The organism is Agrobacterium sp. lyk4-40-TYG-31 (assembly GCF_030209855.1).
Taxonomy (GTDB): domain Bacteria; phylum Pseudomonadota; class Alphaproteobacteria; order Rhizobiales; family Rhizobiaceae; genus Agrobacterium; species Agrobacterium vaccinii.
Window position 1 is genome coordinate 518,623 of sequence record NZ_JARVRE010000005.1, and the last position, 25,222, is coordinate 543,844.

A 25,222-nucleotide genomic window follows, 5' to 3' on the forward strand; every position below is an offset into this window, starting at 1 on the left:
TGGTTAAGAGGAAATTGCAAGAACGATGGCGGAAACGACGCATTTCATGGACTTTGCCCTCTCGCAGGCGCGTGCTGCTGCCCAGCGCGATGAAGTCCCTATCGGTGCCGTGCTGGCGCTGGATGGTCGCATCATCGCCAGTTCAGGCAACCGCACCCGCGAATTGAACGATGTGACCGCCCACGCCGAAATCGCCGTCATCCGCATGGCCTGTGAAGAACTGGGGCAGGAACGGCTGGCGGGGGCGGACCTTTACGTGACGCTGGAGCCCTGCACCATGTGCGCCGCTGCCATTTCCTTTGCCCGCATCCGCCGCCTGTATTATGGCGCGAACGACGTAAAAGGCGGGGCTGTCGAGAGCGGGGTGCGGTTCTTCAACCAGCCCACCTGTCACCATGCGCCGGAGGTCTATTCCGGCCTTGGCGAGACGGAGAGTGCGGAGATTCTACGGGAGTTTTTTCAGGGGAAGCGTGGGGAGTGACGCTGTGGTCGTTGACCACAGATGCGACGTCACCCTCGGGCTTGTCCCGAGGGTCTGCCCGCGTTGGATGTTGGGGTTCGTCAGATCCTCGGGTCAAGCCCTGATATGACGGAGGTCGGGGCTTGCGCTCCTACGAAGCCAATAGCGTTCAGCGATAAATAATCGCTGCCGTCAGCCCCAACCCTTACTGGAACGGGTTCCACCAGCTCTTGCCGGTGTTGGCCATGGCCGCATTCTTCTTGCGTTCTTTTTCTTTTTTCGCTTCCGGCGTGCCGAGATCAGCCAGCTGATCCTGCGGCACGTTGCGGTATTCGACCGGTGGGTCGGTGAGGAACTTGCGCTGGTTGGTGTTGACGACCGAGCCGCCCTTCGCGTCAGCCTTGGCCTTGCGGAAGGCTTCCCATTTCTGGGTTTCGGTCATCTGACCGTTGGTGCCGTTACCGGCCAGCAATGGTGAACGGTAATTCGGGTTGTCGCGGTTTTCGTCGGCTTCCTTGCGCAGGCGTTCACGCGCCTCTTCCGGTGTCTCGGGCCATTGCGGGTTCGTCTCGCGGTTGGCAAGGCTCTGCTGCGGCTGCGTCAGCTGTTCGCCACGCGCCTGTGCAGGCACGACAAGGCCCGGACGGGGATTGTATTTCACACTACGCTTGGACTGATCGCCGGTAATGGACGTCGCGTTGCCGAGGTCGTCTACCAATTGCTCAGCAGCAGTCTTGCCCGTGCCATAGGTTGGGCTGGTGCACGCGCTCAGTGCCAGGCTGACAGATATTGCGCCCGCAATGGTGCTGTACATGCGAAAACTCTGCGTCATGCTCATTGAAACCCTTCCGCCCTAGCCGTCCCGACGACCGGCAGCCCGCATTGATGCTAAAATTCCGGCCAATTTCAGGCAGGTTTACCGGATGAACGGCCAAAGTGCAATTCACCCGGTACTTTTCTTAGAGCGCCACACCCAATTCGCGAAGCGCAGCGGCGTCGCGCGCCGAAACGTCAGGAAACGCCGCGTCGGAGCCGACATCGGTGGTGATGCGCCAGGAACGGGCGCATTTGCGGCCTTCAGCAAGCTTCTGCTCAACGGAAACCTTCTGCACTTCGTTCAGACGGAAGCCATCTGCCGGGCCTTCACCCGACACAACGGAGATGGCCGAGGTGATGCAGATTTCCGCAAAATCCTGACCATCCAGTGCTGCCATCAACTCGGCATCGGCAATGTGCACGACAGGAGCCGCTTCCAGCGACGAACCGATGCGCTTTTCGCGGCGTTCGACTTCCAGCGCGCCGGTTACCACCGTGCGAACCTTGCGGATCTTGTCCCACTTGGCTTCCAGTGCCTCGTTCTTCCATTCCGCGGGAACCTCCGGGAACTGAACGAGATGAACTGATTCCGCATCAGGGTAACGCGAAAGCCACGCCTCTTCCGTCGTAAACGGCAGCATGGGGGCGAGCCATGTAACGAGGCAATCGAACAGCTTTGCGATGACCGATAGCGAGGCACGGCGCTTCAGCGACGACGGCGCGTCGCAATAAAGCGCATCCTTGCGGATATCGAAGTAGAAGGCCGACAGTTCGACATTGGCGAAATCGATCAGCGCGCGGGTGATCTTCTTGAAGTCGAAGGCGTCGTAACCGTCGCGCACGACCTGGTCCAGCTCGGACAGGCGGTGCAGTACCAGCTTTTCAAGCTCCGGCAGATCGGCATAGGCGATCTCTTCGCCCTTGTCATGCGCCAGCGTGCCTAGCATCCAGCGGATGGTGTTGCGCAGCTTGCGATAGGCATCGATATTGGTCTGGATGATGGCCTTGCCCAGACGCTGGTCTTCCCAGTAATCCGTGGTCATGACCCACAGGCGCAGAATATCCGCGCCGGACTCTTTCATCACATCCTGTGGAGCGACCACGTTGCCAAGCGACTTGGACTGCTTGCGGCCCTGCTCGTCCATGGTGAAACCGTGGGTGACGACGGCGTTGTAAGGCGCACGACCACGCGTCGCGCAGCTTTCCAGCAGCGACGAGTGGAACCAGCCGCGATGCTGGTCTGAGCCTTCGAGATAGACATCCGCAGGCCACTTCATATCGGGGCGGTCTTCCAGCGTGAAGGTGTGCGTGCAGCCCGAGTCGAACCAGACGTCGAGGATATCGCGCACCTGCACCCATGGTTCACCGGCACGGTTGCCAAGGAAGCGCTCGCGTGCGCCATCGGCAAACCACGCATCGGCACCTTCGGCCTCGAAGGCTTCCAGAATGCGGGCATTGACGGCGTCATCCAGCAGCACTTCGCCATGCTCGTCGGCGAACACGGCGATTGGCACGCCCCATGCGCGCTGACGCGAGAGAACCCAGTCCGGGCGGTTCTCGATCATGGCGCGCAGGCGGTTCTGGCCAGCGGCGGGTACGAAACGGGTGTCATCGATGGCCGACAGCGAACGCGAGCGCAGGGTGGTGCCATCGCCCAGTTCCTTATCCATATAGACAAACCATTGCGGCGTGTTGCGGAAGATGACCGGCTTCTTGGAGCGCCAGCTATGCGGATAGCTGTGCTTCAGACGGCCACGGGCAAACAGGTTGTTGGCGCCGATCAGCGCCTTGATGACACGCTCGTTTGCATCACCCTTCTTGCCGTTATCGTCCATGACGCGTGCAGCGCCACCCTCGGCGGATGGGCCGAAACCTGGCGCGTCTTCGGTGTAGAACCCGTCGTCGCCAACCGGGAACGGGATTTTGGACGAGATGCCCCGCGCCTCGATTTCACGAGCCTTGGACGTCCACGCGTCAAAGTCTTCGCGACCGTGGCTTGGTGCGGTGTGCACGAAACCGGTACCGGCGTCATCGGTGACGTGATCGCCATCGAAGAGCGGGACATCGAAGTCATAACCGAGATCGACCAACGGATGAGCGCAGGTGATCGCGCCGAGTTCTTCTGCCGTGACAGGCCGAACCAGCTTGAATGTCAGCTTTGCTTTCTTCGCGGCTTCGTCAGCCAGCTTCGTTGCGAAGATGAGCTTTTCACCGGGCTGCGGGCCGAAGTCGTTCTCTGCCGTTTCAACTTCGAACAGGCCATAAGGGAAGCGCGAGGAGAAGGAGATGGCTCGGTTTCCGGGGATGGTCCAAGGAGTGGTTGTCCAGATTACGACCGAAGCGTCATACAAATCCAAATCCACAAATGGTGCATCTACCTTTTCGACAGGTGCATTTTGCTTGATCTCTGAAACGGCCATATCAGGATTTACAATCGGGAACTTGACCCAGATCATGTCGCTCTCGACATCCGCATACTCGACCTCGGCTTCCGCCAGAGCCGTGCGCTCGACAACCGACCACATGACCGGCTTCGAACCGCGATAAAGCTGGCCGCTCTTGGCGATCTTCAACAGCTCGCCAGCGATGCGCGCTTCCGCGTGGAAATTCATGGTCGTGTAGGGGTTTTCGAAATCGCCCTCGATGCCGAGACGTTTGAATTCCTCAGACTGCTTCGCGATCCAGCCAGCGGCGAACTCACGGCATTCCTGACGGAATTCGTTGATCGGAACCTCGTCCTTGTTCTTGCCCTTGGCGCGGTAGGCTTCCTCGATCTTCCACTCGATGGGAAGGCCGTGGCAGTCCCAGCCGGGGACGTAATTGGAGTCAAACCCGCGCATCTGGAATGAGCGGGTGATGACGTCTTTGAGGATTTTGTTCAGCGCGTGGCCGATGTGGATGTTGCCGTTGGCATAGGGAGGGCCATCATGCAGCACGAATTTTTCGCGGCCAGCGGCGGAGGCGCGCAGCTTCTTGTAAAGGCCCATCTGCTGCCAGCGGGCAACCGTCTCGGGCTCTTTTTGCGGCAGACCGGCGCGCATCGGAAAATCCGTCTGCGGCAGGTACAGCGTGGTGGAGTAGTCGATCGTCTGTGCGGTGTCGTTCATGATCATACCGTTATGCGGCGCCCCCTCATTCACGCTGAGAGGCCGCGCCGTCTTGAGTGCAAGAGGGCAGAAGCGGAAGGCGCTCAAGGCAAGCGCCGAAATCCCGGACCTTTCGGCTGCTTACTGCGCGCGAAAGGCCGGGCCGATAATTCGGGAAATGAACGTCAACCGAAATTGGTACATGGCGGTTGTTTATGCGTTTTTCCGGCAAAAAGGAAGAGGCTTGTCGGCTTGAGTGCGCGTGTCTTTCGACAAATCCGACAACAACCATCAAAAAGCAATGCGCGCATCCAGTTCGCCCAGCGGAGTGACACCCGACAGCAACACCCTCGCCTCCTCCTCATCCCGTTTGATCTGGGCGACGAGCGGCTCGAGGCCGTCGAATTTCAGCTCGTCGCGCAGATGGCCGAAGAAGGAAACCGAGCAAATCTCGCCATAAAGATCGCCGGAAAAATCGAACAGGAAGGTTTCGAGAAGGGCAGCGCCATTGTCCGTGACCGTAGGGCGGTAGCCGAAGCTGGCGACGCCATCATACAGGCTCCCATCCGCCCGGCGGAAACGAACCGCGTAAATACCGGGCTTCAGCTCCGTTTCCGGCGGCAATGCCATGTTGGCGGTGGGATAACCCAGCGTGCGACCCAGCTTCTGCCCGCTGATCACCTCGGCCTCTACCGTATAGCGGTAGCCCAGCAGGCCAGCGGCACCGGCGACATCGCCCTGCGACAACAGTTCCCTGATACGGCTCGATGACACGACCTCGGCCCCCTCATCGCGGAAGGCATCCACCAGCGTGACATCGAAACCGTTGCGGCGACCGGCCTCCATCAGAAACGCCGGGCCGCCTTCACGACCCTTGCCGAAATGGAAATCGAAGCCGGTGACGACAGCACTTGCGCCCAGCCAGTCGACCAGAACCGATGTCACGAAATCCTCGGCAGAGCGCTGCGAGAAATCACGGTCGAAAGGATATTCGATGACGGATTGAAACCCTTCCGCCTCCAGCAACCGCGCCTTGATGGGTGCGGGCGTCAGGCGAAACACCGGCGCCTCCGGGCGAAACACCGTTCTGGGGTGCGGCTCGAATGTCAGTGCGAGAACCGGAATGTTGCGCGCCTGCGCCAGTTCCAGCGCGCGATCCAGCACGGCGCGGTGGCCGCGATGCACGCCATCGAAATTGCCGATGGCGACAACGCCGCCCTTGAGATTGTCGGGCAGCGGCTCTTTCTGCTCATTGCGATGAAAAACGGTCATGGGCAAACCCTGCTTTAAGCCAGACGTGGCATCCACCAGCCGGGAGCGGCGTTCTGACTTTTGAGATAGGCATTCAGCAGCGCCTCGTCCGTCTCACCGTTCAGCGTATATTCCGCCGCATGAATGCCGCCGCTGATATAGAGAAGCTGGAGGCCTGCATTGATGGCACCCTTTACATCCGTCGGCATACCATCGCCGATGGCCAGCACCCGGTCTTTCGCAAAATCGCCGCGCACCTCTTTGGCCGCTGCCATGCAGGCCTCGTAGATCGGCGAATGCGGCTTGCCCGCTATGCGAACCTCACCACCCAATTGCTCGTAGTAAGCGGCGACGGCTCCGGCACAGGGAATGATGCGTTCGCCGCGCTCTACCACGAGATCGGGGTTGGCGCAGATCATCGGCACACCGCGGGCAACGAAGCCTTTGAGCATATCCGTATAATCTTCCGGCGTTTCCGTCTCGTCATCGAAGAAGCCGGTGCAGACGACGGCGGTCGCCTCTGCTTCCGGCGCGATCTCGACATCGAGACCGTCCATCAGCGGCAGGTCGCGCTCCGGCCCCAGAAGGAAGACTTTTTTCGGACCCTGCACAATCAACTCGCGCGTCACATCGCCTGAGGTGATGATGCGGTCATAGGCGCTATCGGGAACACCCAGCGCCCGCAACTGCGGGATGACGCCCGGTGCCGGGCGCGGAGAATTGGTAATGAGGACGACCGTCTTGCCCGCCTTGCGCGCGGCTTCCAATGCAATGGCGGCGTGGGGAAACGCGACAACACCGTTGTGCAACACGCCCCAGACATCGGACAGAACGACATCGAACCGATCCGTGATTTCGCCAAGGGTGGAAATGCGGTGGGCCATGAGCTGCTTCCAGACTTTCAAAAATGCCAGATTTTCCAAAAATGCTTGGGCGTGACATGGCAAACCGGCACGCCGATTACAAGCAAAAAGGTGTCTTAGCGCCCAAGGCGTAAAAACGAAAACTCGCCTTATTGCACTGCAACATATTGCGATCACACGCCTGACGTGTTTTAAAGCAGTGGGGCTGGCTTACTCAACCGAGGAGCCATCGATGAAGAGAATTGACCAACTCGAGGGTCTTCGCGGTCTTTTGGCCGCATGGGTTGTTCTGGTTCACCTGCTGCCTGCGGCTGGTATCGATCCAGACAGCATGGGTGCGCTGAAACCCCTGATCAACGAGAAAATCCGGGTGCAAATCTTCTGCATCATGAGCGGTTTCGTGATTTTCGTCATGATGTCCTCGTTGTCAGAAGACTATTCCACCTACATCACGCGCCGCATCAAACGCATTTATCCCGTTTATATTTTCGCGTTTTTTCTGTCTATCGCTTTTGCCTGGGTCGCCTATCAGGCGCTGCTAACCGCTGATTTCAACAGTGCGCGCAATGCAGGCCGCATCGCCATTCTCGACAGCAGTTTCGACAGCTGGGAAATGCACACGCTTGCTCATATGACCATGCTGCACGGCATCATTCCCGATAGCTGGTTGCCGCTGGGGGCCTATGCATTTCTGGGTCAGGCGTGGAATATTTCCACCGAGTTCCAGTTCTATCTCATCGCGCCGCTGGCCTTCTGGTGCCTTCACCATTCCAGCAATCTTGTACGCGCAGGCTTCGTTGTCGCCTCCGTCATGGGCGTCTGGTATTTCCGCCATTGGCCGAACGGAGCGATCCTCGCCAATTACGCAATCTATTTCGCGGCGGGCATTGCCAGCTATTATCTTTGGAAAATGCGCTGGGACGAACAGCCCTTCATGTCGCCACCCGTGGTCCTGCCACTGGCGGCCATCGTCGGCTATTTCGATCTGGCCATCGGCGCATGGATTTTCGTCTTCACCAGCGCCATCATGGTGCGCGACAAGGGCCGCAAGAAGGGTTTCGTAGCAATGTTCCTCGAGCATCCCGTCATGATGTTCCTCGGTACCGTCTCCTATTCGCTCTATCTGCTGCACATGATCCCGCTCTATGGCTGGATGTATGTGCTGAACGATCAGGGGTTCAGCCAAGGCACCTATTTCGCCATGCTGGCAGCGCTGACCTTCGCCACCGCCATTCCCTTCTCCTACCTTGCGCACAAATATGTGGAGCGGCCCTTTTACACGTCGAAAAGCCAGCGCACGTCATCCAACGCCGGTGGCAAGGCGACGATGAGGCCTGCTGTCGAGGGCAAATAATCGTTGGTGCCGCCGTGCTCGCGGCGGCACATCACATCAGCCAGAGGCGAAGAACGCCGCCTGCGATGCCAAGTGCCAGCACCGGCACCATGCCGACTTTCCAGCGCATCAACATCAGCAGAGACAAGGCGAGAAGCCCGGTCGCGAAGGGATCGAGCGTATTCCAGACCGGCCAGGACATGCCGGGGCCGAAGCTCGGCACGATGGAGAGGCGGATGACCTCGCCAAACAGCACGTGCAGCCCAAACCAGATGGACAGGTTGAGGATGACACCGACGACGGCTGCCGTGATGGCTGAAAGGGTTGCCGACAGCGCGCGATTGTTGCGCAGCTTTTCGACATAGGGTGCGCCGAGAAAAATGAAGATGAAGCTGGGCACGAATGTCGCCCACGCGGTTACCGTCGCGCCGAGAATACCTGCGACCATCGGGTCCAGCCACTCCGCATGACGGAAACCGGCCAGAAAGCCGATATAGGGCAGTACCAGCACCAAAGGACCGGGCGTGGCTTCGGCCAGCGCCAGACCGTCCAGCATTTCGCCGGGGCTGAGCCACCCATGGGTTTCCACCGCTACCTGCGCGACATAGGCCAGCACCGCATAGGCACCGCCGAAGGTAACCACGGCCATGCGCGAGAAAAAGCTTTGCAGGGTCGCAAGCGTCTCTGGCGCGGAGAAGAGAAAGATCAGGGCCAACGGTATCTGCCAGATCACCAGCCCCAACACGAGACCCCTCACCCGCGACAGCAGCGTGACGGGTGTGGCCTCCGCGTCGTCCTCAGTCTCTGCCTGTTGGCTCTGATTACCCCGTCGCGCTCTCAGAAAACCGAGCAGACCGGCGGCAAAAATGACGAGCGGAAACGGCAGGCCGAACACGAACAGCGCGATGAAGGCAGCAGCGGCGATGGCCGCCAGAAAGCGGCTGACCAGTGCCCGTTTCGCCACCCGGATCAAGGCTTCGATGACGATAGCCAGCACGCAGGCTTTGAGGCCAAACAAAAGGCCGGGCAGCCAATGTGTATCCTGATACAGACAATAGGCGGCGGCGAGCGCCACTATGGCGAAGAAGCCCGGCAGGATGAACAGCGTTCCGGCAATGATGCCACCGCGCACGCCGTGCATGAGCCAGCCGATATAGGTGGCCAGTTGCTGCGCCTCCGGTCCCGGCAGCAACATGCAATAGTTGAGGGCATGCATGAAGCGCGCATCCGACACCCAGCGTTTCTCATCCACGAGAACACGATGCATCATGCCGATCTGGCCTGCAGGTCCGCCAAAGCTGAGGCAACCGATGCGGGCGAAGACCGATGTGAGTTCGGCAAGAGATGGTTTGGCAGTTGATGGCGGGGTTACAAAATCTGTCATGAACCGCTGATAACCATTTTATGTGAAATATTTCCGACAGGCCGTTCTTGACTCGTCACAGCGGCACCCCTATCTCTGCCTCGCTAGCACTCTCCAATGAGGAGTGCTAACAATCATCACGCGGACCTGATATATGGGTCCGTACAGGTCATTTGATCGAGGGATTAGACAATGACAAGCACAACTTTCCGCCCGCTGCATGACCGCGTCGTTGTTCGTCGCGTTGAGTCTGAAGCAAAGACCAAGGGCGGCATCATCATTCCTGACACCGCAAAGGAAAAGCCACAGGAAGGCGAAATCGTCGCTGTTGGCACCGGCGCTCGCGACGATAGCGGCAAGCTCGTTCCTTTGGACGTGAAGGCTGGCGACCGCGTTCTGTTCGGCAAGTGGTCCGGCACAGAAGTCAAGCTCGACGGCGAAGACCTTCTGATCATGAAGGAATCCGACATCATGGGCGTTATCGGCTGATCTAGCCGGTTTTTCTCCATCCTTACATGACAACCAATGGGCATGAGCCCGGGAGTTTTCTACAATGGCAGCTAAAGAAATTAAATTCGGCCGCACAGCGCGCGAAAAGATGCTCAAGGGCGTCGACGTCCTCGCAGACGCAGTGAAGGTTACGCTCGGTCCAAAGGGCCGTAACGTCATCATCGACAAGTCCTTCGGCGCACCGCGCATCACCAAGGACGGCGTTTCTGTCGCCAAGGAAATCGAACTCGAAGACAAGTTCGAAAACATGGGCGCACAGATGGTCCGCGAAGTTGCTTCGAAGACCAACGACATCGCCGGTGACGGCACCACGACTGCGACCGTTCTTGCACAGGCCATCGTTCGCGAAGGCAACAAGGCAGTTGCTGCCGGCATGAACCCGATGGACCTGAAGCGCGGTATCGACCTCGCTGTGTCCGAAGTCGTCAAGGACCTTCAGTCCAAGGCCAAGAAAATCTCCACATCTGAAGAAGTTGCACAGGTCGGCACGATCTCTGCAAACGGCGACACGCAGGTCGGCAAGGACATTGCCGAAGCCATGCAGAAGGTTGGCAACGAAGGCGTTATCACCGTCGAAGAAGCCAAGACCGCAGAAACCGAACTCGAAGTCGTTGAAGGCATGCAGTTCGACCGCGGTTACCTCAGCCCTTACTTCGTCACCAACCCTGAAAAGATGGTTGCTGACCTGGAAGACGCCTACATTCTTCTCCACGAGAAGAAGCTTTCGAACCTTCAGGCCATGCTGCCTGTTCTCGAAGCCGTCGTTCAGACCGGCAAGCCACTCGTCATCATCGCTGAAGACGTTGAAGGCGAAGCTCTTGCAACGCTCGTCGTCAACAAGCTTCGTGGCGGCCTGAAGATTGCTGCTGTCAAGGCTCCTGGCTTCGGCGATCGCCGCAAGGCCATGCTCGAAGACATCGCGATCCTGACCGGCGGCACCGTTATCTCCGAAGATATCGGCATCAAGCTCGAAAACGTCACGCTCGACATGCTCGGCAAGGCGAAGAAGGTTTCGATCTCCAAGGAAAACACGACGATCGTTGACGGCTCCGGCCAGAAGACCGACATCGAAGGCCGCGTTGCCCAGATCAAGGCTCAGATCGAAGAAACATCTTCCGATTACGACCGCGAAAAGCTGCAGGAACGTCTTGCTAAGCTCGCTGGTGGCGTTGCCGTTATCCGCGTTGGCGGCTCGACGGAAATCGAAGTGAAGGAACGCAAGGACCGCATCGACGACGCTCTCAACGCGACGCGCGCTGCTGTTCAGGAAGGCATCGTCCCAGGCGGCGGTACTGCACTTCTGCGCTCTTCCACGAAGATCACCGTCAAGGGTGCAAACGACGACCAGGAAGCCGGCATCAACATCGTTCGCCGTGCTCTTCACTCGCTGGTTCGCCAGATTGCTGAAAACGCAGGCGACGAAGCCTCCATCGTTGTTGGCAAGATCCTCGAAAAGAACGAAGAGAACTGGGGCTACAACGCCCAGACCTCTGAGTATGGCGACATGATTGCCATGGGTATCGTCGACCCGGTCAAGGTTGTTCGCACAGCCCTGCAGAACGCAGCTTCGGTTGCTTCCCTGCTGATCACGACAGAAGCCATGATTGCAGAACTTCCTAAGAAGGAATCTGCAATGCCTCCAATGCCAGGCGGTGGCATGGGCGGTATGGACTTCTAAGAAGTTTTGACCCTCTGGAATACGGAAAGGCGGTCCTCACGGGCCGCTTTTTTGCTTGTAGACGTATTGCGATTAAATCCGTAGTGATGCACCACCGGGGCGCGCATTTTAGACGCACCAGGAGGGACTATGACAAAGGTCGAAGACGTTGCTGAACAAGAGCCATTCCGCCGTTCAGAAGTGGTCCTACGCCTCGTGTGTCTGTGCCTTTGCCTCGTGTTATATAGCTTTGGTTATGCCGCGGGCGTTATCCTATCATTGCCGCTTCCTGTGCCAGATAATATGGTTTCGCTTCTATTCGCTCTCACCAAGGACGCATTCTTCAGCAAACAGACGATGGTTTTGTTTGCGGTCGCAGCGTCCTGCGGCAGGCCACTCGAACGACCGTCGCCATCGAAGGGCCCGTATCTGAAATTTCCCGGCTGGCTTTTAAAACAGCCCTATGCCGGAATAGGCCTTGGCTTGACGATCTTCATCTCACCTTTGCTGATTGCCATCGGCTTTTCCGGCATTTCCTACATACTTGCGGTAGGCTTCATTCTCTATTTCACACCGACACTGCTGTCCCTTAGGCTTGCGGGCGCGGCACCTCTTTTGACCGCATCGGCGTTGGCCGGTTTCTTTCTCGCCAAGCTGGCTTTCTTCATCCCAATCGTCAAAACCTGCGAAGGCGACAAATCAGTCGAACTGTACTCCGGCGCTCTCGTCCCATGCGAAGATTACGTCTATCTCAAGGGAATCGAGGGCTTTGTTATTCGCCATGAGAACGCATCCGTTTTCGTGCCGCAGGAAAATCTTGCGCCATCCGCCTTTGACGTTGTTGAAACGGGTCTTCTAAGCTTAATTGATTGAGCGAGATGGCTTTCAACGACTGTCTTCAAATAGTGAACAATATGTCTTCATTCGTTTATCTTTCTTAGCCCTCTGAAATCCGGCAGAAGTGTTTCCAGAATTTATAACGGGCTTGAGAAACCGCCCGTCAACCGGAGACGCCCCAATGTCCAACACTCAGAACGCACTCGTGCTCGTCGCGCGTATTCTTCTGTCCTTCATCTTTATCTTCTCCGGCTTCGGCAAGCTAACGGATCCTGCCGGTACGGCTGGCATGATCACCGGCGCTGGCCTGCCTGCCGCAACCGCTCTTGCTTATCTCGCTGGCGCATTCGAGTTGGTCACAGGTCTTGCCATTCTCGTCGGCTTCCAGACCAAGATTGCTGCTTGGGCACTGGCCGTATTCTGCGTGTTCACCGGTCTCGTTTTCCACAGCGGCACGGTTGCTGTTCCGGGCTGGCCTGATGCCGCTCTGGGCTGGATCAACACGCTGAACGGCATTATGCTGATGAAGAACATCACGCTGGCTGGCGCTTACATCCTGCTCGCCACCTTCGGCGCCGGTGCTTACTCGCTCGACGCGCGCCGTGGCCTCAGCCTCGCCCGCGCATAAGCTGCTCGTCATTCATAAAAAAGGCCGTCGGAGCAATCCGGCGGCTTTTTTTCATCCTGTGTAGTCTTTCTCATAGGCTGGTAGATGATCGATATTCGATAGCCAGTCCACGGCGGAGCGAGTCCATATCTGCGCCTTGGGAACCAGCGCATCACGCTCATTGATGCTGCCCCAGCGAACGCCCCACATCTTTGCGTCATCGCCCTCGCCGCTGGTGAATAGTGGTGAACCGCATTCGCCACAGAAATACTGGTTGCGCACACGGCCATTATCCGCCGTCTTGCGATAAACCTTCGGCTCGTGGCTGGTGATCTTCAACGCTGACCGTTCCACCATCACAGTAACGCGAAAGGGGGAGCCGGTCAGCCGCTGGCAATCCGTGCAATGGCAGATGCCCACCCGGCCCGGATCGGTCTCCGCCTCGAACTGGACATGCCCGCACTGGCACTGGCCGGTAATACGCATGGTAACGCTCCCTATTGAAGAACGTCATCATAAAGCAATCTCTGATCAAACCAAGGATCAAAGGGCGGCTTGAACCCGCGCGATAATATCGGCCACCACAGCATCGCCCTCGTGCTCCGGCTTGCGCGCCCGCACGAAGCAGGCTTCCGAGCGCAGAATGATGCCGTCGGTAAGGATTTTCAAATGGTTTGCCTTGAGCGTCGAGCCGGTGGAGGTGATATCAACGATGATATCCGCCTGCCCTGCTGCCGGTGCGCCTTCGGTGGCGCCTAAGCTTTCCACGATGCGGTAAAGCTGGATGCCGTGCTGGCGCGAGAAGAACTGCTGGGTCAGCCGCCAGTATTTGGTGGCGATGGCAAGGCGGCGGCCATGGCGGGCGCGGAATTCGGAGGCGACATCACCGAGATCGGCCATGCTGTCCACATCCAGCCAAATCTCGGGCACCGCGACGACAACATCGGCATGGCCGAAGCCCAGGCGGGCGCAGAATTCGACGCGGTTTTCGACATCGCTCAAATCCTCGCGCACGAGGTCTTCGCCGGTGACGCCGAAATCGACCGTGCCATTGCCGATTTCGCGGGCAATTTCGGAGGCCGAGAGGTAAGCGATCTCGATATCGTCACGCCCCTCGACCCGACCGCGATAGGAGCGGTCATTGCCGATGGCGACAACCTTGAGGCCTGCGCGCTCCAGAATAGCGGAGGAATCTTCCTTCATGCGGCCCTTGGAGGGCAATGCGATGGTGATGGTCATGGTTTGGCCCTCACGGCTTCGATACGATCCAGCCAGAGCGAGAACCCGACCGCCGGTATTTTGTCCTTGGCGCCGAGCAAGGTCATCAGCCGGTCGAACCGACCGCCACCGGCCAGAACGGCACTCTCGCCTTCCACGCCGACTTCGAAAACGAGGCCGGTGTAGTAATCCAGCGGGCGACCGAAGGCAGCGCGGTAGTGGACGCTGTCAAGATCGATACCGCCATTGGCAAGTGCTGCGACGCGCGCGTCAAAGGCAGAGAGGGCGCCATCCAGTTTCAACTTTGCCTTATCGGCAAACTCCGACAGCGTCTGCGATGCCTGGGACAGCGGGGCTTGCAGGCTCAAAAACTGTTTCAGCAGTTCGAAGCTCTCATCCGGCAGGCGCGTGGCGGCCAGCGCCAGCTTTTCCCGCAGACGACGAGCGATTTCCTGCGGCGCGCGGCTGGCATTGGTGGAATAGCCGGTGTCCTGCATGACGCTGTCGATGTACTCGACCAGCACCTTTTCCTCACCCGTTGCCAGCAGACCGGCGACGCGCGCGTCGAGCCCTGTCATGGGTTTGGGGCTGACGAGACCTTGCAGCAGTGCTTCCAACTGCTTCGTATCACCAAAGGCCTGCACCAGCCGCTTCTGCCAGCCTTGCGGCAGGCCAAGGGCGGCGACGACTGCTTCGAACACCTGCTGGTCACCCAGCGTGACCGTCAGCTTGCGACTAGGCAGAAGCCGCGCCAGAATTCCGATGGCATCGGAAACGGCGCGCGCATCGGCGCTGGCGACATCGGTATCGCCCAAGTCTTCGATACCGGCCTGATAAAACTCGTTTGCACCTTCCCGGCGCTGGCGAAACACTTCGCCGAGATAGGAGTAGCGCTTGGGCGTGCCGGTGGCGGTTTCGATGTGGCGCAGGCAGACGGGAATGGTGAATTCCGGGCGCAGGCACAGGCTCTCGCCCGTTTCACTCTCCGTCAGAAAAATTCGGCGGCGCAGGTCTTCTCCGGCCATATCCAGAAACGGTTCGGCGGGTTGAATGACCGGCGTGTTGACGCGCGATGTCTTGCGGGACGCGAATTCATCCAGAAGTTCTGCGGAGAAGTCTGGCATATCGATCAGAGGCATGGACGATCTCCTGCGTAGAGTGCGGGATACCCCCCTCTGCCCTGCCGGGCATCTCCCCCACAAGGAGGGAGATCGGCAAGACGTAAGCTCCTTGCCCCTTCCGCAGCGTTAAAGATGGCCGAGACGGCGCTACGGTTCGATCTCCCCACCTGTGGGGGAGATGCCCGGCAGGGCAGAGGGGGGCTGGCTAGGCTCATCGCTTAATTGCCTTGCGCCCGCTGGCGATCTTCCGCCTGCGCCGCCAGAATCTCCTTCACCTTGGCCACAAGATCGGCCTCCGATACGGTTTCCTGTGCCACACGGGCTTCACGCCAGGCAACATTGTCCTCGATCTCACCGGACAGGCGCTTGCCCTCGATGAGGTCCTTGATCTGCACGACGTTCTCGGCACGCTCGTCGCCGCCCTGAATGATGGCGATGGGGGCGCCCATGCGGTCGGCATATTTCAGCTGGTTGCCGAATTTCTTCCAGTTGCCCTGATACATTTCGGCGCGAATGCCTTCCTTGCGCAGTGCCTGCGTGAAGCGCTGGTAGCGTCCCATGCTCTCCACATCACCATCCATGACGGTGACGAGGACGGGTGCAAGCGGCTTGACCTGACCCAGCTTGCCAAGGTTCTTCAACGCCGTCATCAGGCGGGAAACGCCGATGGAAAAGCCCGTGGCCGGAACCGGCTGACCCATGAAGCGCGACACCAGACCATCATAACGACCACCGCCGCCGACAGAGCCGAAGACGACCTTTTCGCCCTTTTCGTTGGTCACGTCGAAGGTGAGTTCGGCTTCGTAGACCATCCCGGTGTAATATTCGAGACCGCGGACAACCGACCTGTCGATAAATATACGATCCGGCCCGTAACCGGCAGCTCCCACCAACTTCTCAAGATCACTCAGCTCATTCATACCGCTCTGGTATGTCTCGTTTTGCCTGCTTCCTCCAAGGACGCCTTGCGAAGGCAAGTTCAGCGACTGTCGGACTTCTTCTGAAGCTTGGGCCTGCCTGATCGATCCGCTTTCGTTTGTTTTCAAAAACAAATTTGTTACGGAATCAATTTGCTTTTGTTCTAGCCCTACACCCTTTGTGAAGTCACCCGACTCGTCTTTACGACCCGGTCCAAGCAGAAGCTTCACACCTTCGATTCCGAACTTATCAAACTTGTCGATGGCGCGCAGCACGTTCAGCCGCCGCCCTGCATTCTCCTCACCACCAAGCCCGATGGCTTCCATCACGCCATCCAGAACCTTGCGGTTGTTGACGCGGATCACATAGTCACCACGCTTGATGCCCAAGGCTTCCAACGTATCCGCCATCATCATGCACATTTCAGCATCGGCCTGTACGCCGGGCGCGCCGACGCTATCAGCATCGAACTGCATGAACTGCCGGAAACGGCCGGGGCCTGGCTTTTCGTTGCGGAAGACGTAACCGGCGCGGTAGGTACGGAAGGGTAGCTGTATCTCGTTGAAATTCTCAGCCACATGGCGGGCAAGCGGGGCGGTGAGGTCGTAGCGCAGGCTCATCCACTGGTCGTCATCGTCGGTCAGCGAAAACACGCCTTCGTTGGGGCGGTCGCTATCGGGCAGGAACTTGCCGAGCGCATCGGTATATTCGAACAGCGGCGTCTCGATGGGGTCGAAACCGTAGAGTTCGTAAACGCCACGGATTTTCTCGATCATCTCGTTGGTGGCATGGATATCGGCGCTCGAGCGGTCCACGAAGCCGCGCGGCAGGCGGGCTTTCAGTTTCTGAGGCTTTTTTGCTTTTTCGCTCATGGGGCCGGTCCAATTATCTCTTGAAATCAAGCCGGTGTCATAGAGGACGAAGCCCTGTGCGGCAAGGCCGCAGCGGTGCAGTTTTACTGGCGTGGCGACGGAAAAGATGCTAGCTGGGATACACGCATCCCACTCCACTGCCGGGAGAAGAACTCAATGAGCAAACAGACCGCCATTCGCCTGCCCGATGACACCTATGAGCGCCTGAAAGCGCTGTCCGAACGCACAGGCCGCACATCCACCTATTACATCCGAGAGGCCATCGAAAAGCATATCGAGGATATGGAGGATTTGTATCTGGCTGAAGAGGCGACGCGGCAGATACAGCGCGGTCAGTCCAAGATCATCAGCGCGGAGGAGATGTGGCGTGACTTGGAAAATTGAGTACCACTCGGATTTCCGAACGAAAGTCGCAAACATCGATCCAAGTCTTCGCCACCGCATCCGCTCGTTTTTGCATGAGCAGGTGGCGGTCTTGGACGACCCGCGCAAAATCGGCGTAAATCTTGGCAACTACTGGCGATATTGGGAAGGCGGCTTGCGTTTCATTTGCGACATTCAAGATCAAAAGCGGTCCATACTCGTCATCGAAATCGGCCACCTGCCCAAGAAGTCTATCGCTGAACCATGATCCTCGAAGCCATCAACTACGCCGCGACATACCGCAAGACGCCGCCTGAATTTCGGCCCTATATCCGCTATTCCGTCAATCTGTGGGCGCGGGCCAACCGGTGTGGAAAAGCCTGGGCCGAGCATGAGGACAACAGCAAGCGCTTCATTTTGTCTGCTGCGGGCAAGCTGAAACAGCGCCGCACGGCTGTCGTGCTGGGTTCCGGCCTGTTGCGGGATGTGCCGTTGCAGCAACTGGCTGCGGCCTTCGATACCGTTGTTCTGGTCGATCTGGTGCATCTCGCCAGCCTTCGCGCCAAGCTTTATGCCCGCCACAGCAGAACCGTGGTTCTGAACCACCGCGATCTCTCCGGCTATGACGATCTGAAGGCAGGCAAACCGCTGGAGCCGTTAGGTTTTCTGCGGCTGGTGCCCTATCTCGACTTCGTCGTATCGGCCAATCTTCTCTCGCAAATCGGCACCGGTATTCGCAACCGGCTGGAAAAGCACCCTGATCCCGCGATGCCGCAGGATGCCTTGCCGCAGTTCATTCAGGCGCATCTGGATGGTCTGTCGAGTCTTCCCTGCAAAGCTTGCATCATCACCGATACCGCCTTTGAGGTCATCGATAAAAACGGCACGCGACATCAGCAGGAAGACCTGTTGCATGGCGTGAGCGTTCCGAAGATTGCACGCGGCTGGGATTGGCCGGTGGTGCCGTTTGGTGAAGAAAGCCGCGATTATCAGATCATTCACACGGTCGTTGCCAGCGAACTGACATGATTGTCCTATTTTCTTGATATTCCGCTGGATTGAACAAGGACCCACGATCACCATGAAGACCCTTTCCCTCGCCGCCGCAATTGTCGTCTCGCTCATCATGCCCGCCTATGCGCAGGACAGCGGCAACCATGCTGGCCACGACATGTCAAAGCCCGCAGCCGCAGAGAGCCCTTCGACGAAAGCCTTCATGGAAGCTAGCAACAAGATGCATGGCGATATGGCCATGGACTATACCGGCGATGCCGACGTGGACTTCGTGCGCGGCATGATCCCGCATCATCAGGGCGCGATTGAAATGGCGAAGGTGCAATTGCAATACGGTAAAGACCCCGAAATCCGCAAGCTGGCGGAAGAGGTCATCAAGGCGCAGGAAGCCGAGATCGCCATGATGAAAGAGTGGCTGAAAGCCAGAGGTCACTAGAGAAAGGACGAGAACAGCTTACGGCTGCCTCTCAACCGTAATCGTATAATTCGCCCCAAGCCCGCGGCGGGATGCGCTGAGAACGAGGATGGGGCGGATCAGCCATTCCGTGTCGGCCTTGGGTGTCAGCACCGCCGTGTTCTTGCCCGCATCGCTGAAGAAGATGGCGTCGTCCTCCGGCTTGGCGAAATCGAAGATCGCCATGACGACGAATTCGCTGCGACTGGTCAGCGTTACCTTCAGCGTTTCGCCCGTCTTGACCTTGACGCGGTAGACATCGCCCCTGCCCTGCCGCGTCCAGCCGTTGAGTACCAGCGGGCCGGAGGCGGGAAGCGCCGCCTGTTTCAGCGCCTCGCCATCGTCAAGCCAGATACCATCGACATTGCGGCCTTCCGCATGGGCGCGAGCCGTCGCCGAGATGATGAGAAGAGACGCCAGAAGAATGTGTAAAAATCGGGTCACGGGCGTGAAAACTCCAGCCGTTGAGCATCGATGCGGGGGCGGCAGTGGCAGCCTTCGATGTGGTCGTTGACCATACCCATGGCCTGCATGAAAGCATAGACGGTCGTTGGACCGACAAAGCTCCAGCCGCGCTTTTTCAGGTCTTTCGACAGGCGAGTGGAGGCGGGCGTGATGGGGTTGGCGCGCAGGGTGGCGTAATCGAACACGGGCGGGCGCTCATCCGGCTGCGGCTCGAAGCGCCAGAAATAGCGGGCGAGCGACCCGAATTCGTCGCGCATCTCTATGGCGCGGCGGGCATTGTTGATGGTGGAGACGATCTTGCCGCGATGGCGGATGATGCCCTTATCGGCGACGCAACGCTCGATATCCGCTTCGTTGAATTCCGCGACCTTTTCGAAATCGAAACCGCAGAATGCGGCGCGAAAGGCTTCACGCTTTCGCAGCACCGTCAGCCAGGACAGGCCGGACTGGAAGCCCTCAAGGCAAATCTTTTCGAACAGGCGTCTGTCGTCATCGACGGGACGGCCCCATTCCTCATCATGGTATCTGGCATAGTCCTCCAGGCCCTGCTGCCAGAAGCAGCGGACCTTGCCATCTTCGCCCGTCATAAGGCCGGTTTCAGTCATGGAGCAGATGCCTTTGTGGTTGGTGACGCGGTGATTACCATTGATTCACTCTGTTTCAAAACCGCGCGCTAACCTTATTAAAAGGTTTCATCCAAATCGCGCCTTTTCATGATGTGCCATTTACCATTCGCTGTCTCCTAGGTGCGAACGTGATGATTATTTTCCGGTGTCATGTAGAGAGTCCACCCGATGTCGATGAAATCCGTTGTTCTGGCGCTGAGCTTTCTCTCCGCCATCTCCGTGCCAGCCCTTGCCAATGACCGTTACCGGGAGCGCCCGCCGGTCGTCGTCAGCCCAGACCTGACCGCGCCATGGGTCATGCAGCTTGGCGGCGGGCAGGTTCGCCCCGTCGTTTATCCGCAGCGCCCAGCATCTCGTTCGCTGTTCCAGCGTCCGGTGGCCCACCCGCGCCCGCAGGCTGCTGCCGCCAGAACCGGGGACCCGCGCCTGCGCATCGCCCCGCAGTTTCTGCCGCAGATGGTGCGATATGATGGCAAGGAAGCGCCCGGCACCATCGTCATCGATACGCCGAACCGCTTTCTTTATCTTGTCATGGCAGACGGCAAAGCGCGTCGCTACGGCGTCGGTGTTGGCAAGCCGGGTTTCGAATGGGCCGGTACGCACAAGATTACCCGCAAGAACGAATGGCCGGATTGGACGCCGCCGAAAGAGATGATCACCCGCGAAGCCGCCAAGGGACACTACCTGCCCGCCTATATGGAAGGTGGTCCGCAGAACCCGATGGGTGCGCGCGCCATGTATCTCGGCTCCACGCTGTACCGCATCCACGGCACCAACCAGCCATGGACCATTGGCAGCAACAATTCCTCAGGTTGTATCCGCATGCGCAATGAAGATGTGACCGATCTCTACGAGCGGGTGAATGTCGGCACCCGCGTGATTGTGATCTGATAGCAACGGTGAAGTCATTCCTTACGCCCAAAAGTAGAAAACGGGCGTAAAGAAAGTTGCTCTCTGAAAAAGATAGGTTAAGGTCCGGCCATCGACTTTGGCGGGGGACGTCAAGGGGGCCGGACGCGCTTTACAGCAGCAGACCGGACATTGAAAAACGGGCGGCTCAAACCGCCCGTTTTTTATGGATCGCTTCGATCACGGCAGGCTTTTCTCCACTATAGGCCCAATCCAGCAGTTGCACCGTGTGCAGAATGGGCATGGCCGTGCCGGTGGCGATCTGCGTCATGCAGCCAATGTTACCGGTGGCAATGATGTCGGCCTTCGTCGCCTCGATATTTTTGACCTTGCGGGCCTTCAATGTCGCCGATATCTCCGGCTGAAGAATATTGTAAGTGCCCGCCGAGCCACAACAGAGATGTCCTTCCGCCGGGTCGCGTACGGTAAAGCCTGCCGCTTTCAGCAACAGCTTGGGAATTGCCGTGATCTTCTGGCCGTGCTGCATGGAGCAAGCGGAATGATAGGCGACCGTCAGACCGTTTCGCTCCAGCGGCGCGAGATCGAGGCTGGCAAGATATTCGGTGATGTCTTTTGCAAGCGCCGAGACCCGCGCTGCCTTTTCCGCATAGGCCGCATCCAGCCGTAGCATGTGGCCGTAATCCTTGATCGTGGTGCCGCAACCGGACGCGGTGATGATGATCGCATCCAGACCGCCGGTCTCGATTTCGCGCATCCAGACATCGACATTGCGCCTTGCAGATGCCAGCGCCTGTTCCTCTCGCCCCATGTGGTGCACCAGCGCGCCGCAACAGCCCTCGCCTTCCGGCAGCACCACCTCCACACCAAGCCGGGTCAAAAGCCGAATGGTCGCGTCATTGATGACGGGATCGAGCACCGGCTGCGCGCAACCGCCCAGAATGGCAACCCGCCCGCGTTTTTCGATCTGGGGTGAATAGGTGCCCGGGTTTGACAGGGCGGAAGCGGCAGGAATTGTTTGAGGCGCGAGTTCCAGCATCGCCGCAAGCGGCTTTAGCGTCGCGGTCTTACGAAACAGGCCAGCGAACGGCCTGCCGAAGCGCGCAAGCTTCAGCGCCAGGCGAAACCGCGACGGGTGCGGCAGCACGAAGGCCAGCAGGCTGCGCATCATCCGATCCACAAGCGGGCGGCGATAGGTCTTTTCGATATGGACGCGGGCGTGATCGACCAGATGCATATAGTCGACACCGGACGGACAGGTGGTGGTGCAGGCCAGACAGGACAAACACCGGTCTATATGCGTTACCACCTGCTTATCCGCCGGGCGGTCGTTTTCCAGCATATCCTTGATGAGATAGATGCGCCCACGCGGGCTATCGAGCTCGTTGCCCAACGTCACATAGGTGGGACAGGTGGCCGTACAGAACCCGCAATGCACGCATTTGCGCAGGATTTTTTCCGATTCCGCGACGTTGGGATCGGCGAGTTGCTGGGGGGTGAAGGAGGTTTGCATCAGGCTGGACCTCGTTGGGCTTGGGTGCGGATGCGCCCCCCTCTGTCCTGCCGGACATCTCCCCCACAGGTGGGGAGATCGGCTAGGCGCACGAACGTCGCTTCACCTTCGACGTCAAAGATGGGCAGGAGATCACCGCAAGTCGATCTCCCTCCTTGTGGGGGAGATGTCCGGCAGGACAGAGGGGGGTAAGCCACGAATTCAACAATCATTATCGCCCCATCCTCCCCGGATTGAATATCCCCGCCGGATCAAGCTTTGCCTTGATGCAACTGGAAAGTGCTGCCTCCACCGGCGAAGGCGGCTCAAACGCCGTAATGCCTTCCCGCACTTGCGAGCGTATTAATGTCGCATGACCGCCACCGACCGCTTTGACGTAGTACCGCAAAAGCTCTGCTTCCGGCTGCGCCTCCATCTGCATCCACACCAACCCGCCCTGCCAATCGTAAAACGCGTCGATCCCCGCCTCCAGCCGCAGCGCCGCCACCAGCTTGTGCCCTTGGGATGGGGCGACCGAGACGCGCCAGAGTGGTTTTGCAAGATTGGCGGCGTAGGGCGTCACGTCGCGGATTTCCCGCCACAGTGTCTTGCTCTCATCCTCAGCGAGAAGGACGGAAGGACCAAGCCCGGAAAGGATCGTCTGCAATTTCTGTGACCGCGCTTTCACCGAAGCGGCAAGACCTTCGAGCCGCAGAACGGTTGCTGCGCCATCCGGCAGCGATCCACCCAGAAACCGCGATGTGACGCTTTCCGGCAGATGCGCAGCACCGGAAACCTCGACGCTGGTCGCCATAGCGGCGGCCATGGCATGGGTTGCAGCCTCGTCTTCAAGACCGGATATGACGAGCGTGGTTTGCGCAGGCGGCACCGGCAGGACGCGGAACGTCACTTCGGTGAGGAAGCCGAGCGTGCCGTAAGAGCCCGCCAGAAGTTTCACCAGATCGAGCCCGGTGACATTCTTCATCACCCGACCGCCCGCCTTGATGGCTTCACCTTGGCCGTTGATGAAGCGGATGCCCAGCAGGCTGTCACGCGCGGCACCTGCCACGAAGCGACGCGGGCCGGAGACATTGGCAGCGAACACGCCCCCGATGGTTGGCTCACCTGCCGTTCCCATTATGGCGCGGTGGTTCATGGGTTCGAAGGCCATCATCTGGTTGGCCGCTGATAAGGAGGCCTCCACCTCTGCCACGCGTGTTCCGGCTCTTACCGTCATCACCATTTCGGCGGGGTTATAAGCGACGATTCCGGTGATGTTGCGTGAAGAAAGCGAAACCTCGGCCTCGATACGATTGCCGAAGCCCGCGCGCGTGTTGCCGCCGAAAATCGCGAGCGCCCGGCTGGCCTGCGCGTGATCGCGGACAATACCGGCAGCTTCGGTTTCATTCGTGGGCAGAAGCATGTCCTTCATGACGCAGGCCGCCCTTCCAGAGGAAAGACCTTGGATGGATTGAGAATCCAGCCCTCGTCAAAGGCCGAGCGCACCGCCATCTGCTGCGCAAGATCGGCATCGGAATATTGGTGTCGCATGAGGTCGCGCTTTTCGATGCCGACGCCGTGTTCCCCCGTCAGGCAACCGCCCGCATCGACGCACAGGCGCAGGATTTGATTGCCCGCCTCCTCTGCTTTCACGGCTTCTTCCGGGTCATTGGCATTAAACAGAATGAGCGGGTGCATGTTGCCGTCGCCTGCGTGGAAGACATTGGCGACGCGAAGGCCGAGGCTATCGATGATTTCGCCGGTCTTCTTTAGAACATAAGACAACTGGCTGAGCGGCACCGTGCCATCCATGCAAATGTAATCGGCAATGCGCCCCGTCGCGCCGAAGGCGGATTTGCGGCCTTTCCAGATGGCGGCGGCTTCCGTGGCGGATTGACATTCGCGCACCGTTTTCACCGCATGCCTGCGGGCAATGGCGACGATGTCGGCCAGCATGGCGTCCATCTCTTCCTCGGACCCTTCCACTTCAACGATCAGCAGCGCCCCGACATCCAGCGGATAACCCGCCTTGGCGAAGGCTTCGCAAATCTCGATGGCGGGCTTGTCCATGAACTCGATGGCAACGGGAATGATGCCCGCCGCGATGATATCCGCCACGCAGGAACCTGCCTGATCGGAGGTCTCGAACCCGAAGAGCACAGGTCGTGCACCTTCCGGCTTGGCGATCAATCGGACTGTGGCTTCGGTGACGATCCCAAGCTGGCCTTCCGAACCGCAGATCAGGCCGAGCAGATCGTAACCCGCCGCATCCAGATGTTTGCCGCCCACTTCCAGCACCGTGCCATCCACCAGCACCATCTTCACGCCCAGCAGATTGTTGGTGGTGACGCCGTATTTCAGGCAATGCGCCCCGCCGGAGTTCATGCCGATGTTGCCGCCGATGGTGCACGCAAGCTGAGAGCTGGGGTCGGGCGCATAGAAAAAGCCTTCCGGGCCAGCCGCATCGGAAATCGAAAGATTGGTGACGCCCGCCTGCACCGTGGCGGTGCGGTTGAAGAAGTCGAGGTCGAGAATGGCGGACATTTTCGACAGGCCGATAACCACCGCATCTTCCTGCGGTATCGCACCACCGGACAGAGACGTCCCTGCCCCACGCGGCACGACGGGAATTCCATAGCGGTGACAATATTTCATGACGGCGGAAACCTGCTCCGTCGTTTTTGGCAAGACCACGGCAAGCGGCACACGCCGATAGGAGACGAAGGCATCCGTCTCGAACGGCACCAGTTCGCGCGGCTCGTGGACCAGACAGTCCGGCGGCAAAAGGTCGGCAAGATCGGCGATGATCCGGTCCCTGCTTTCAAGCACGGAAGCGCGAGGTTTCAGAAACTCTATGGGTTGGGACATGGTTGCGCCACAGGCCTCCTCCCTTGCGATGCGTAGGGCAAAGTCTATGGGTGTTTCGCATTATGATGCAAGCCACTCCATCGCCGTGTCCGTCGCGAGTGGTCGCTAATATGCTTTGAAAAACAAAATTCAGCGACTTATCGGGATAACTCCGAAAGGTT

The 25,222-nt window shown here is 58.9% G+C and carries 25 protein-coding genes; 11 read left to right on the forward strand and 14 right to left on the reverse strand.

Annotated elements, in window-relative coordinates; all coding sequences use genetic code 11:
- The first annotated feature begins 25 nt into the window (after nucleotides 1-25).
- Nucleotides 26-481 carry a nucleoside deaminase gene (locus QRN55_RS12915; protein WP_284776982.1) on the forward strand — a complete coding sequence of 152 codons (456 nt, stop codon included), beginning with the start codon at nucleotides 26-28 and terminating at the stop codon, nucleotides 479-481.
- A gap of 184 nt (nucleotides 482-665) precedes the next feature.
- Here QRN55_RS12915 and QRN55_RS12920 read toward each other — a convergent pair whose 3' ends face one another.
- From QRN55_RS12920 to QRN55_RS12935, 4 genes are all read right to left on the reverse strand, one after another.
- Nucleotides 666-1,292 (reverse strand): hypothetical protein, encoded by a 627-nt coding sequence (locus tag QRN55_RS12920; protein WP_431355676.1) that lies wholly within the window; start codon nucleotides 1,290-1,292, stop codon nucleotides 666-668.
- 127 nt (nucleotides 1,293-1,419) lie between these two features.
- The gene (gene ileS / locus QRN55_RS12925) at nucleotides 1,420-4,383 is read right to left on the reverse strand and encodes an isoleucine--tRNA ligase (protein ID WP_284776983.1); all 2,964 of its coding nucleotides are present in this window, start codon (nucleotides 4,381-4,383) and stop codon (nucleotides 1,420-1,422) included.
- A gap of 270 nt (nucleotides 4,384-4,653) precedes the next feature.
- Nucleotides 4,654-5,634: a bifunctional riboflavin kinase/FAD synthetase gene (locus QRN55_RS12930; protein WP_284776984.1), complete on the reverse strand. Its 981-nt coding sequence runs from the start codon at nucleotides 5,632-5,634 to the stop codon at nucleotides 4,654-4,656.
- Nucleotides 5,635-5,648: 14 nt separating this feature from the next.
- Complete coding sequence (locus QRN55_RS12935; RefSeq protein WP_284776985.1) at nucleotides 5,649-6,497, reverse strand: TIGR01459 family HAD-type hydrolase; 849 nt, start codon at nucleotides 6,495-6,497, stop codon at nucleotides 5,649-5,651.
- A 211-nt stretch (nucleotides 6,498-6,708) separates the two neighbouring features.
- Between QRN55_RS12935 and QRN55_RS12940 the strand changes: the two genes are divergently transcribed.
- Nucleotides 6,709-7,830 (forward strand): acyltransferase family protein, encoded by a 1,122-nt coding sequence (locus QRN55_RS12940; RefSeq protein ID WP_284776986.1) that lies wholly within the window; start codon nucleotides 6,709-6,711, stop codon nucleotides 7,828-7,830.
- Between the two features lie 31 nt (nucleotides 7,831-7,861).
- Here the strand turns inward: QRN55_RS12940 and chrA are convergent, their stop codons facing one another.
- Nucleotides 7,862-9,193, reverse strand: coding sequence for a chromate efflux transporter (gene chrA, locus QRN55_RS12945; RefSeq protein WP_284776987.1), 1,332 nt, complete (start codon nucleotides 9,191-9,193; stop codon nucleotides 7,862-7,864).
- Nucleotides 9,194-9,364: 171 nt separating this feature from the next.
- Between chrA and groES the strand changes: the two genes are divergently transcribed.
- The 4 genes from groES to QRN55_RS12965 all read left to right on the forward strand — a co-directional run bounded on the left by groES (nucleotide 9,365) and on the right by QRN55_RS12965 (nucleotide 12,804).
- Complete coding sequence (gene groES / locus QRN55_RS12950; RefSeq protein WP_045229730.1) at nucleotides 9,365-9,661, forward strand: co-chaperone GroES; 297 nt, start codon at nucleotides 9,365-9,367, stop codon at nucleotides 9,659-9,661.
- 64 nt (nucleotides 9,662-9,725) lie between these two features.
- The gene (gene groL / locus QRN55_RS12955) at nucleotides 9,726-11,360 is read left to right on the forward strand and encodes a chaperonin GroEL (RefSeq protein WP_284776988.1); all 1,635 of its coding nucleotides are present in this window, start codon (nucleotides 9,726-9,728) and stop codon (nucleotides 11,358-11,360) included.
- Between the two features lie 282 nt (nucleotides 11,361-11,642).
- The gene (locus QRN55_RS12960) at nucleotides 11,643-12,212 is read left to right on the forward strand and encodes a hypothetical protein (RefSeq protein ID WP_284776989.1); all 570 of its coding nucleotides are present in this window, start codon (nucleotides 11,643-11,645) and stop codon (nucleotides 12,210-12,212) included.
- Nucleotides 12,213-12,357: 145 nt separating this feature from the next.
- Nucleotides 12,358-12,804 carry a DoxX family protein gene (locus QRN55_RS12965; RefSeq protein ID WP_233135962.1) on the forward strand — a complete coding sequence of 149 codons (447 nt, stop codon included), beginning with the start codon at nucleotides 12,358-12,360 and terminating at the stop codon, nucleotides 12,802-12,804.
- 51 nt (nucleotides 12,805-12,855) lie between these two features.
- Here the strand turns inward: QRN55_RS12965 and QRN55_RS12970 are convergent, their stop codons facing one another.
- The 4 genes from QRN55_RS12970 to hisS all read right to left on the reverse strand — a co-directional run bounded on the left by QRN55_RS12970 (nucleotide 12,856) and on the right by hisS (nucleotide 16,912).
- Nucleotides 12,856-13,269 (reverse strand): GFA family protein, encoded by a 414-nt coding sequence (locus QRN55_RS12970; RefSeq protein ID WP_284776990.1) that lies wholly within the window; start codon nucleotides 13,267-13,269, stop codon nucleotides 12,856-12,858.
- Between the two features lie 57 nt (nucleotides 13,270-13,326).
- On the reverse strand, nucleotides 13,327-14,022 hold the full coding sequence (gene hisG / locus QRN55_RS12975) for an ATP phosphoribosyltransferase (protein WP_284776991.1): 696 nt from the start codon (nucleotides 14,020-14,022) through the stop codon (nucleotides 13,327-13,329).
- A complete protein-coding gene (locus tag QRN55_RS12980; protein ID WP_284776992.1) occupies nucleotides 14,019-15,140 on the reverse strand; it encodes an ATP phosphoribosyltransferase regulatory subunit in 1,122 nt (373 codons plus the stop codon). The genes hisG and QRN55_RS12980 overlap by 4 nt, the downstream gene beginning before the upstream one ends.
- Before the next feature lie 200 nt (nucleotides 15,141-15,340).
- Nucleotides 15,341-16,912: a histidine--tRNA ligase gene (gene hisS, locus QRN55_RS12985; RefSeq protein WP_284776993.1), complete on the reverse strand. Its 1,572-nt coding sequence runs from the start codon at nucleotides 16,910-16,912 to the stop codon at nucleotides 15,341-15,343.
- 156 nt (nucleotides 16,913-17,068) lie between these two features.
- Between hisS and relB the strand changes: the two genes are divergently transcribed.
- From relB to copM, 4 genes are read left to right on the forward strand one after another with little or no spacing between them, the layout of a single operon-like run.
- Complete coding sequence (gene relB / locus QRN55_RS12990; protein ID WP_284776994.1) at nucleotides 17,069-17,296, forward strand: type II toxin-antitoxin system RelB family antitoxin; 228 nt, start codon at nucleotides 17,069-17,071, stop codon at nucleotides 17,294-17,296.
- On the forward strand, nucleotides 17,280-17,543 hold the full coding sequence (locus QRN55_RS12995) for a type II toxin-antitoxin system RelE family toxin (protein WP_284776995.1): 264 nt from the start codon (nucleotides 17,280-17,282) through the stop codon (nucleotides 17,541-17,543). Before relB ends, QRN55_RS12995 begins: the two co-directional genes overlap by 17 nt.
- Complete coding sequence (locus QRN55_RS13000; protein WP_284776996.1) at nucleotides 17,540-18,304, forward strand: hypothetical protein; 765 nt, start codon at nucleotides 17,540-17,542, stop codon at nucleotides 18,302-18,304. The genes QRN55_RS12995 and QRN55_RS13000 overlap by 4 nt, the downstream gene beginning before the upstream one ends.
- Nucleotides 18,305-18,356: 52 nt before the next feature.
- The gene (gene copM, locus QRN55_RS13005) at nucleotides 18,357-18,725 is read left to right on the forward strand and encodes a CopM family metallochaperone (RefSeq protein WP_502871315.1); all 369 of its coding nucleotides are present in this window, start codon (nucleotides 18,357-18,359) and stop codon (nucleotides 18,723-18,725) included.
- Nucleotides 18,726-18,743: 18 nt separating this feature from the next.
- On the opposite strand, the gene QRN55_RS13010 is transcribed toward copM, so the two are convergent.
- Nucleotides 18,744-19,187, reverse strand: coding sequence for a hypothetical protein (locus QRN55_RS13010; RefSeq protein WP_284776997.1), 444 nt, complete (start codon nucleotides 19,185-19,187; stop codon nucleotides 18,744-18,746).
- The gene (locus QRN55_RS13015; protein WP_284776998.1) at nucleotides 19,184-19,813 is read right to left on the reverse strand and encodes a DNA-3-methyladenine glycosylase I; all 630 of its coding nucleotides are present in this window, start codon (nucleotides 19,811-19,813) and stop codon (nucleotides 19,184-19,186) included. The genes QRN55_RS13010 and QRN55_RS13015 overlap by 4 nt, the downstream gene beginning before the upstream one ends.
- A 189-nt stretch (nucleotides 19,814-20,002) precedes the next feature.
- Between QRN55_RS13015 and QRN55_RS13020 the strand changes: the two genes are divergently transcribed.
- Entirely contained in the window at nucleotides 20,003-20,725 is a 723-nt protein-coding gene (locus tag QRN55_RS13020) for a L,D-transpeptidase (protein ID WP_284776999.1), read from the forward strand.
- Nucleotides 20,726-20,891: 166 nt separating this feature from the next.
- Here the strand turns inward: QRN55_RS13020 and glcF are convergent, their stop codons facing one another.
- The 3 genes from glcF to QRN55_RS13035 form a co-directional block, all read right to left on the reverse strand.
- Entirely contained in the window at nucleotides 20,892-22,214 is a 1,323-nt protein-coding gene (gene glcF, locus QRN55_RS13025) for a glycolate oxidase subunit GlcF (protein ID WP_284777000.1), read from the reverse strand.
- Between the two features lie 211 nt (nucleotides 22,215-22,425).
- Entirely contained in the window at nucleotides 22,426-23,616 is a 1,191-nt protein-coding gene (gene glcE / locus QRN55_RS13030) for a glycolate oxidase subunit GlcE (protein WP_284777179.1), read from the reverse strand.
- A 5-nt stretch (nucleotides 23,617-23,621) separates the two neighbouring features.
- A complete protein-coding gene (locus QRN55_RS13035) occupies nucleotides 23,622-25,061 on the reverse strand; it encodes an FAD-binding oxidoreductase (protein WP_284777001.1) in 1,440 nt (479 codons plus the stop codon).
- Between the last annotated feature and the right edge of the window lie 161 nt (nucleotides 25,062-25,222).

What these genes read in the sequence shown, in the direction of transcription:
- QRN55_RS12915 (WP_284776982.1), top strand. Translation starts at nt 26, where the DNA reads ATGGCGGAAACGACGCATTTCATGGACTTTGCCCTCTCGCAGGCGCGT.
- QRN55_RS12920 (WP_431355676.1), bottom strand. Translation starts at nt 1,292, where the DNA reads ATGACGCAGAGTTTTCGCATGTACAGCACCATTGCGGGCGCAATATCT.
- ileS (WP_284776983.1), bottom strand. Translation starts at nt 4,383, where the DNA reads ATGAACGACACCGCACAGACGATCGACTACTCCACCACGCTGTACCTG.
- QRN55_RS12930 (WP_284776984.1), bottom strand. Translation starts at nt 5,634, where the DNA reads ATGACCGTTTTTCATCGCAATGAGCAGAAAGAGCCGCTGCCCGACAAT.
- QRN55_RS12935 (WP_284776985.1), bottom strand. Translation starts at nt 6,497, where the DNA reads ATGGCCCACCGCATTTCCACCCTTGGCGAAATCACGGATCGGTTCGAT.
- QRN55_RS12940 (WP_284776986.1), top strand. Translation starts at nt 6,709, where the DNA reads ATGAAGAGAATTGACCAACTCGAGGGTCTTCGCGGTCTTTTGGCCGCA.
- chrA (WP_284776987.1), bottom strand. Translation starts at nt 9,193, where the DNA reads ATGACAGATTTTGTAACCCCGCCATCAACTGCCAAACCATCTCTTGCC.
- groES (WP_045229730.1), top strand. Translation starts at nt 9,365, where the DNA reads ATGACAAGCACAACTTTCCGCCCGCTGCATGACCGCGTCGTTGTTCGT.
- groL (WP_284776988.1), top strand. Translation starts at nt 9,726, where the DNA reads ATGGCAGCTAAAGAAATTAAATTCGGCCGCACAGCGCGCGAAAAGATG.
- QRN55_RS12960 (WP_284776989.1), top strand. Translation starts at nt 11,643, where the DNA reads ATGGTTTCGCTTCTATTCGCTCTCACCAAGGACGCATTCTTCAGCAAA.
- QRN55_RS12965 (WP_233135962.1), top strand. Translation starts at nt 12,358, where the DNA reads ATGTCCAACACTCAGAACGCACTCGTGCTCGTCGCGCGTATTCTTCTG.
- QRN55_RS12970 (WP_284776990.1), bottom strand. Translation starts at nt 13,269, where the DNA reads ATGCGTATTACCGGCCAGTGCCAGTGCGGGCATGTCCAGTTCGAGGCG.
- hisG (WP_284776991.1), bottom strand. Translation starts at nt 14,022, where the DNA reads ATGACCATCACCATCGCATTGCCCTCCAAGGGCCGCATGAAGGAAGAT.
- QRN55_RS12980 (WP_284776992.1), bottom strand. Translation starts at nt 15,140, where the DNA reads ATGCCTCTGATCGATATGCCAGACTTCTCCGCAGAACTTCTGGATGAA.
- hisS (WP_284776993.1), bottom strand. Translation starts at nt 16,912, where the DNA reads ATGAGCGAAAAAGCAAAAAAGCCTCAGAAACTGAAAGCCCGCCTGCCG.
- relB (WP_284776994.1), top strand. Translation starts at nt 17,069, where the DNA reads ATGAGCAAACAGACCGCCATTCGCCTGCCCGATGACACCTATGAGCGC.
- QRN55_RS13000 (WP_284776996.1), top strand. Translation starts at nt 17,540, where the DNA reads ATGATCCTCGAAGCCATCAACTACGCCGCGACATACCGCAAGACGCCG.
- copM (WP_502871315.1), top strand. Translation starts at nt 18,357, where the DNA reads ATGAAGACCCTTTCCCTCGCCGCCGCAATTGTCGTCTCGCTCATCATG.
- QRN55_RS13015 (WP_284776998.1), bottom strand. Translation starts at nt 19,813, where the DNA reads ATGACTGAAACCGGCCTTATGACGGGCGAAGATGGCAAGGTCCGCTGC.
- QRN55_RS13020 (WP_284776999.1), top strand. Translation starts at nt 20,003, where the DNA reads ATGTCGATGAAATCCGTTGTTCTGGCGCTGAGCTTTCTCTCCGCCATC.
- glcF (WP_284777000.1), bottom strand. Translation starts at nt 22,214, where the DNA reads ATGCAAACCTCCTTCACCCCCCAGCAACTCGCCGATCCCAACGTCGCG.
- glcE (WP_284777179.1), bottom strand. Translation starts at nt 23,616, where the DNA reads ATGCTTCTGCCCACGAATGAAACCGAAGCTGCCGGTATTGTCCGCGAT.
- QRN55_RS13035 (WP_284777001.1), bottom strand. Translation starts at nt 25,061, where the DNA reads ATGTCCCAACCCATAGAGTTTCTGAAACCTCGCGCTTCCGTGCTTGAA.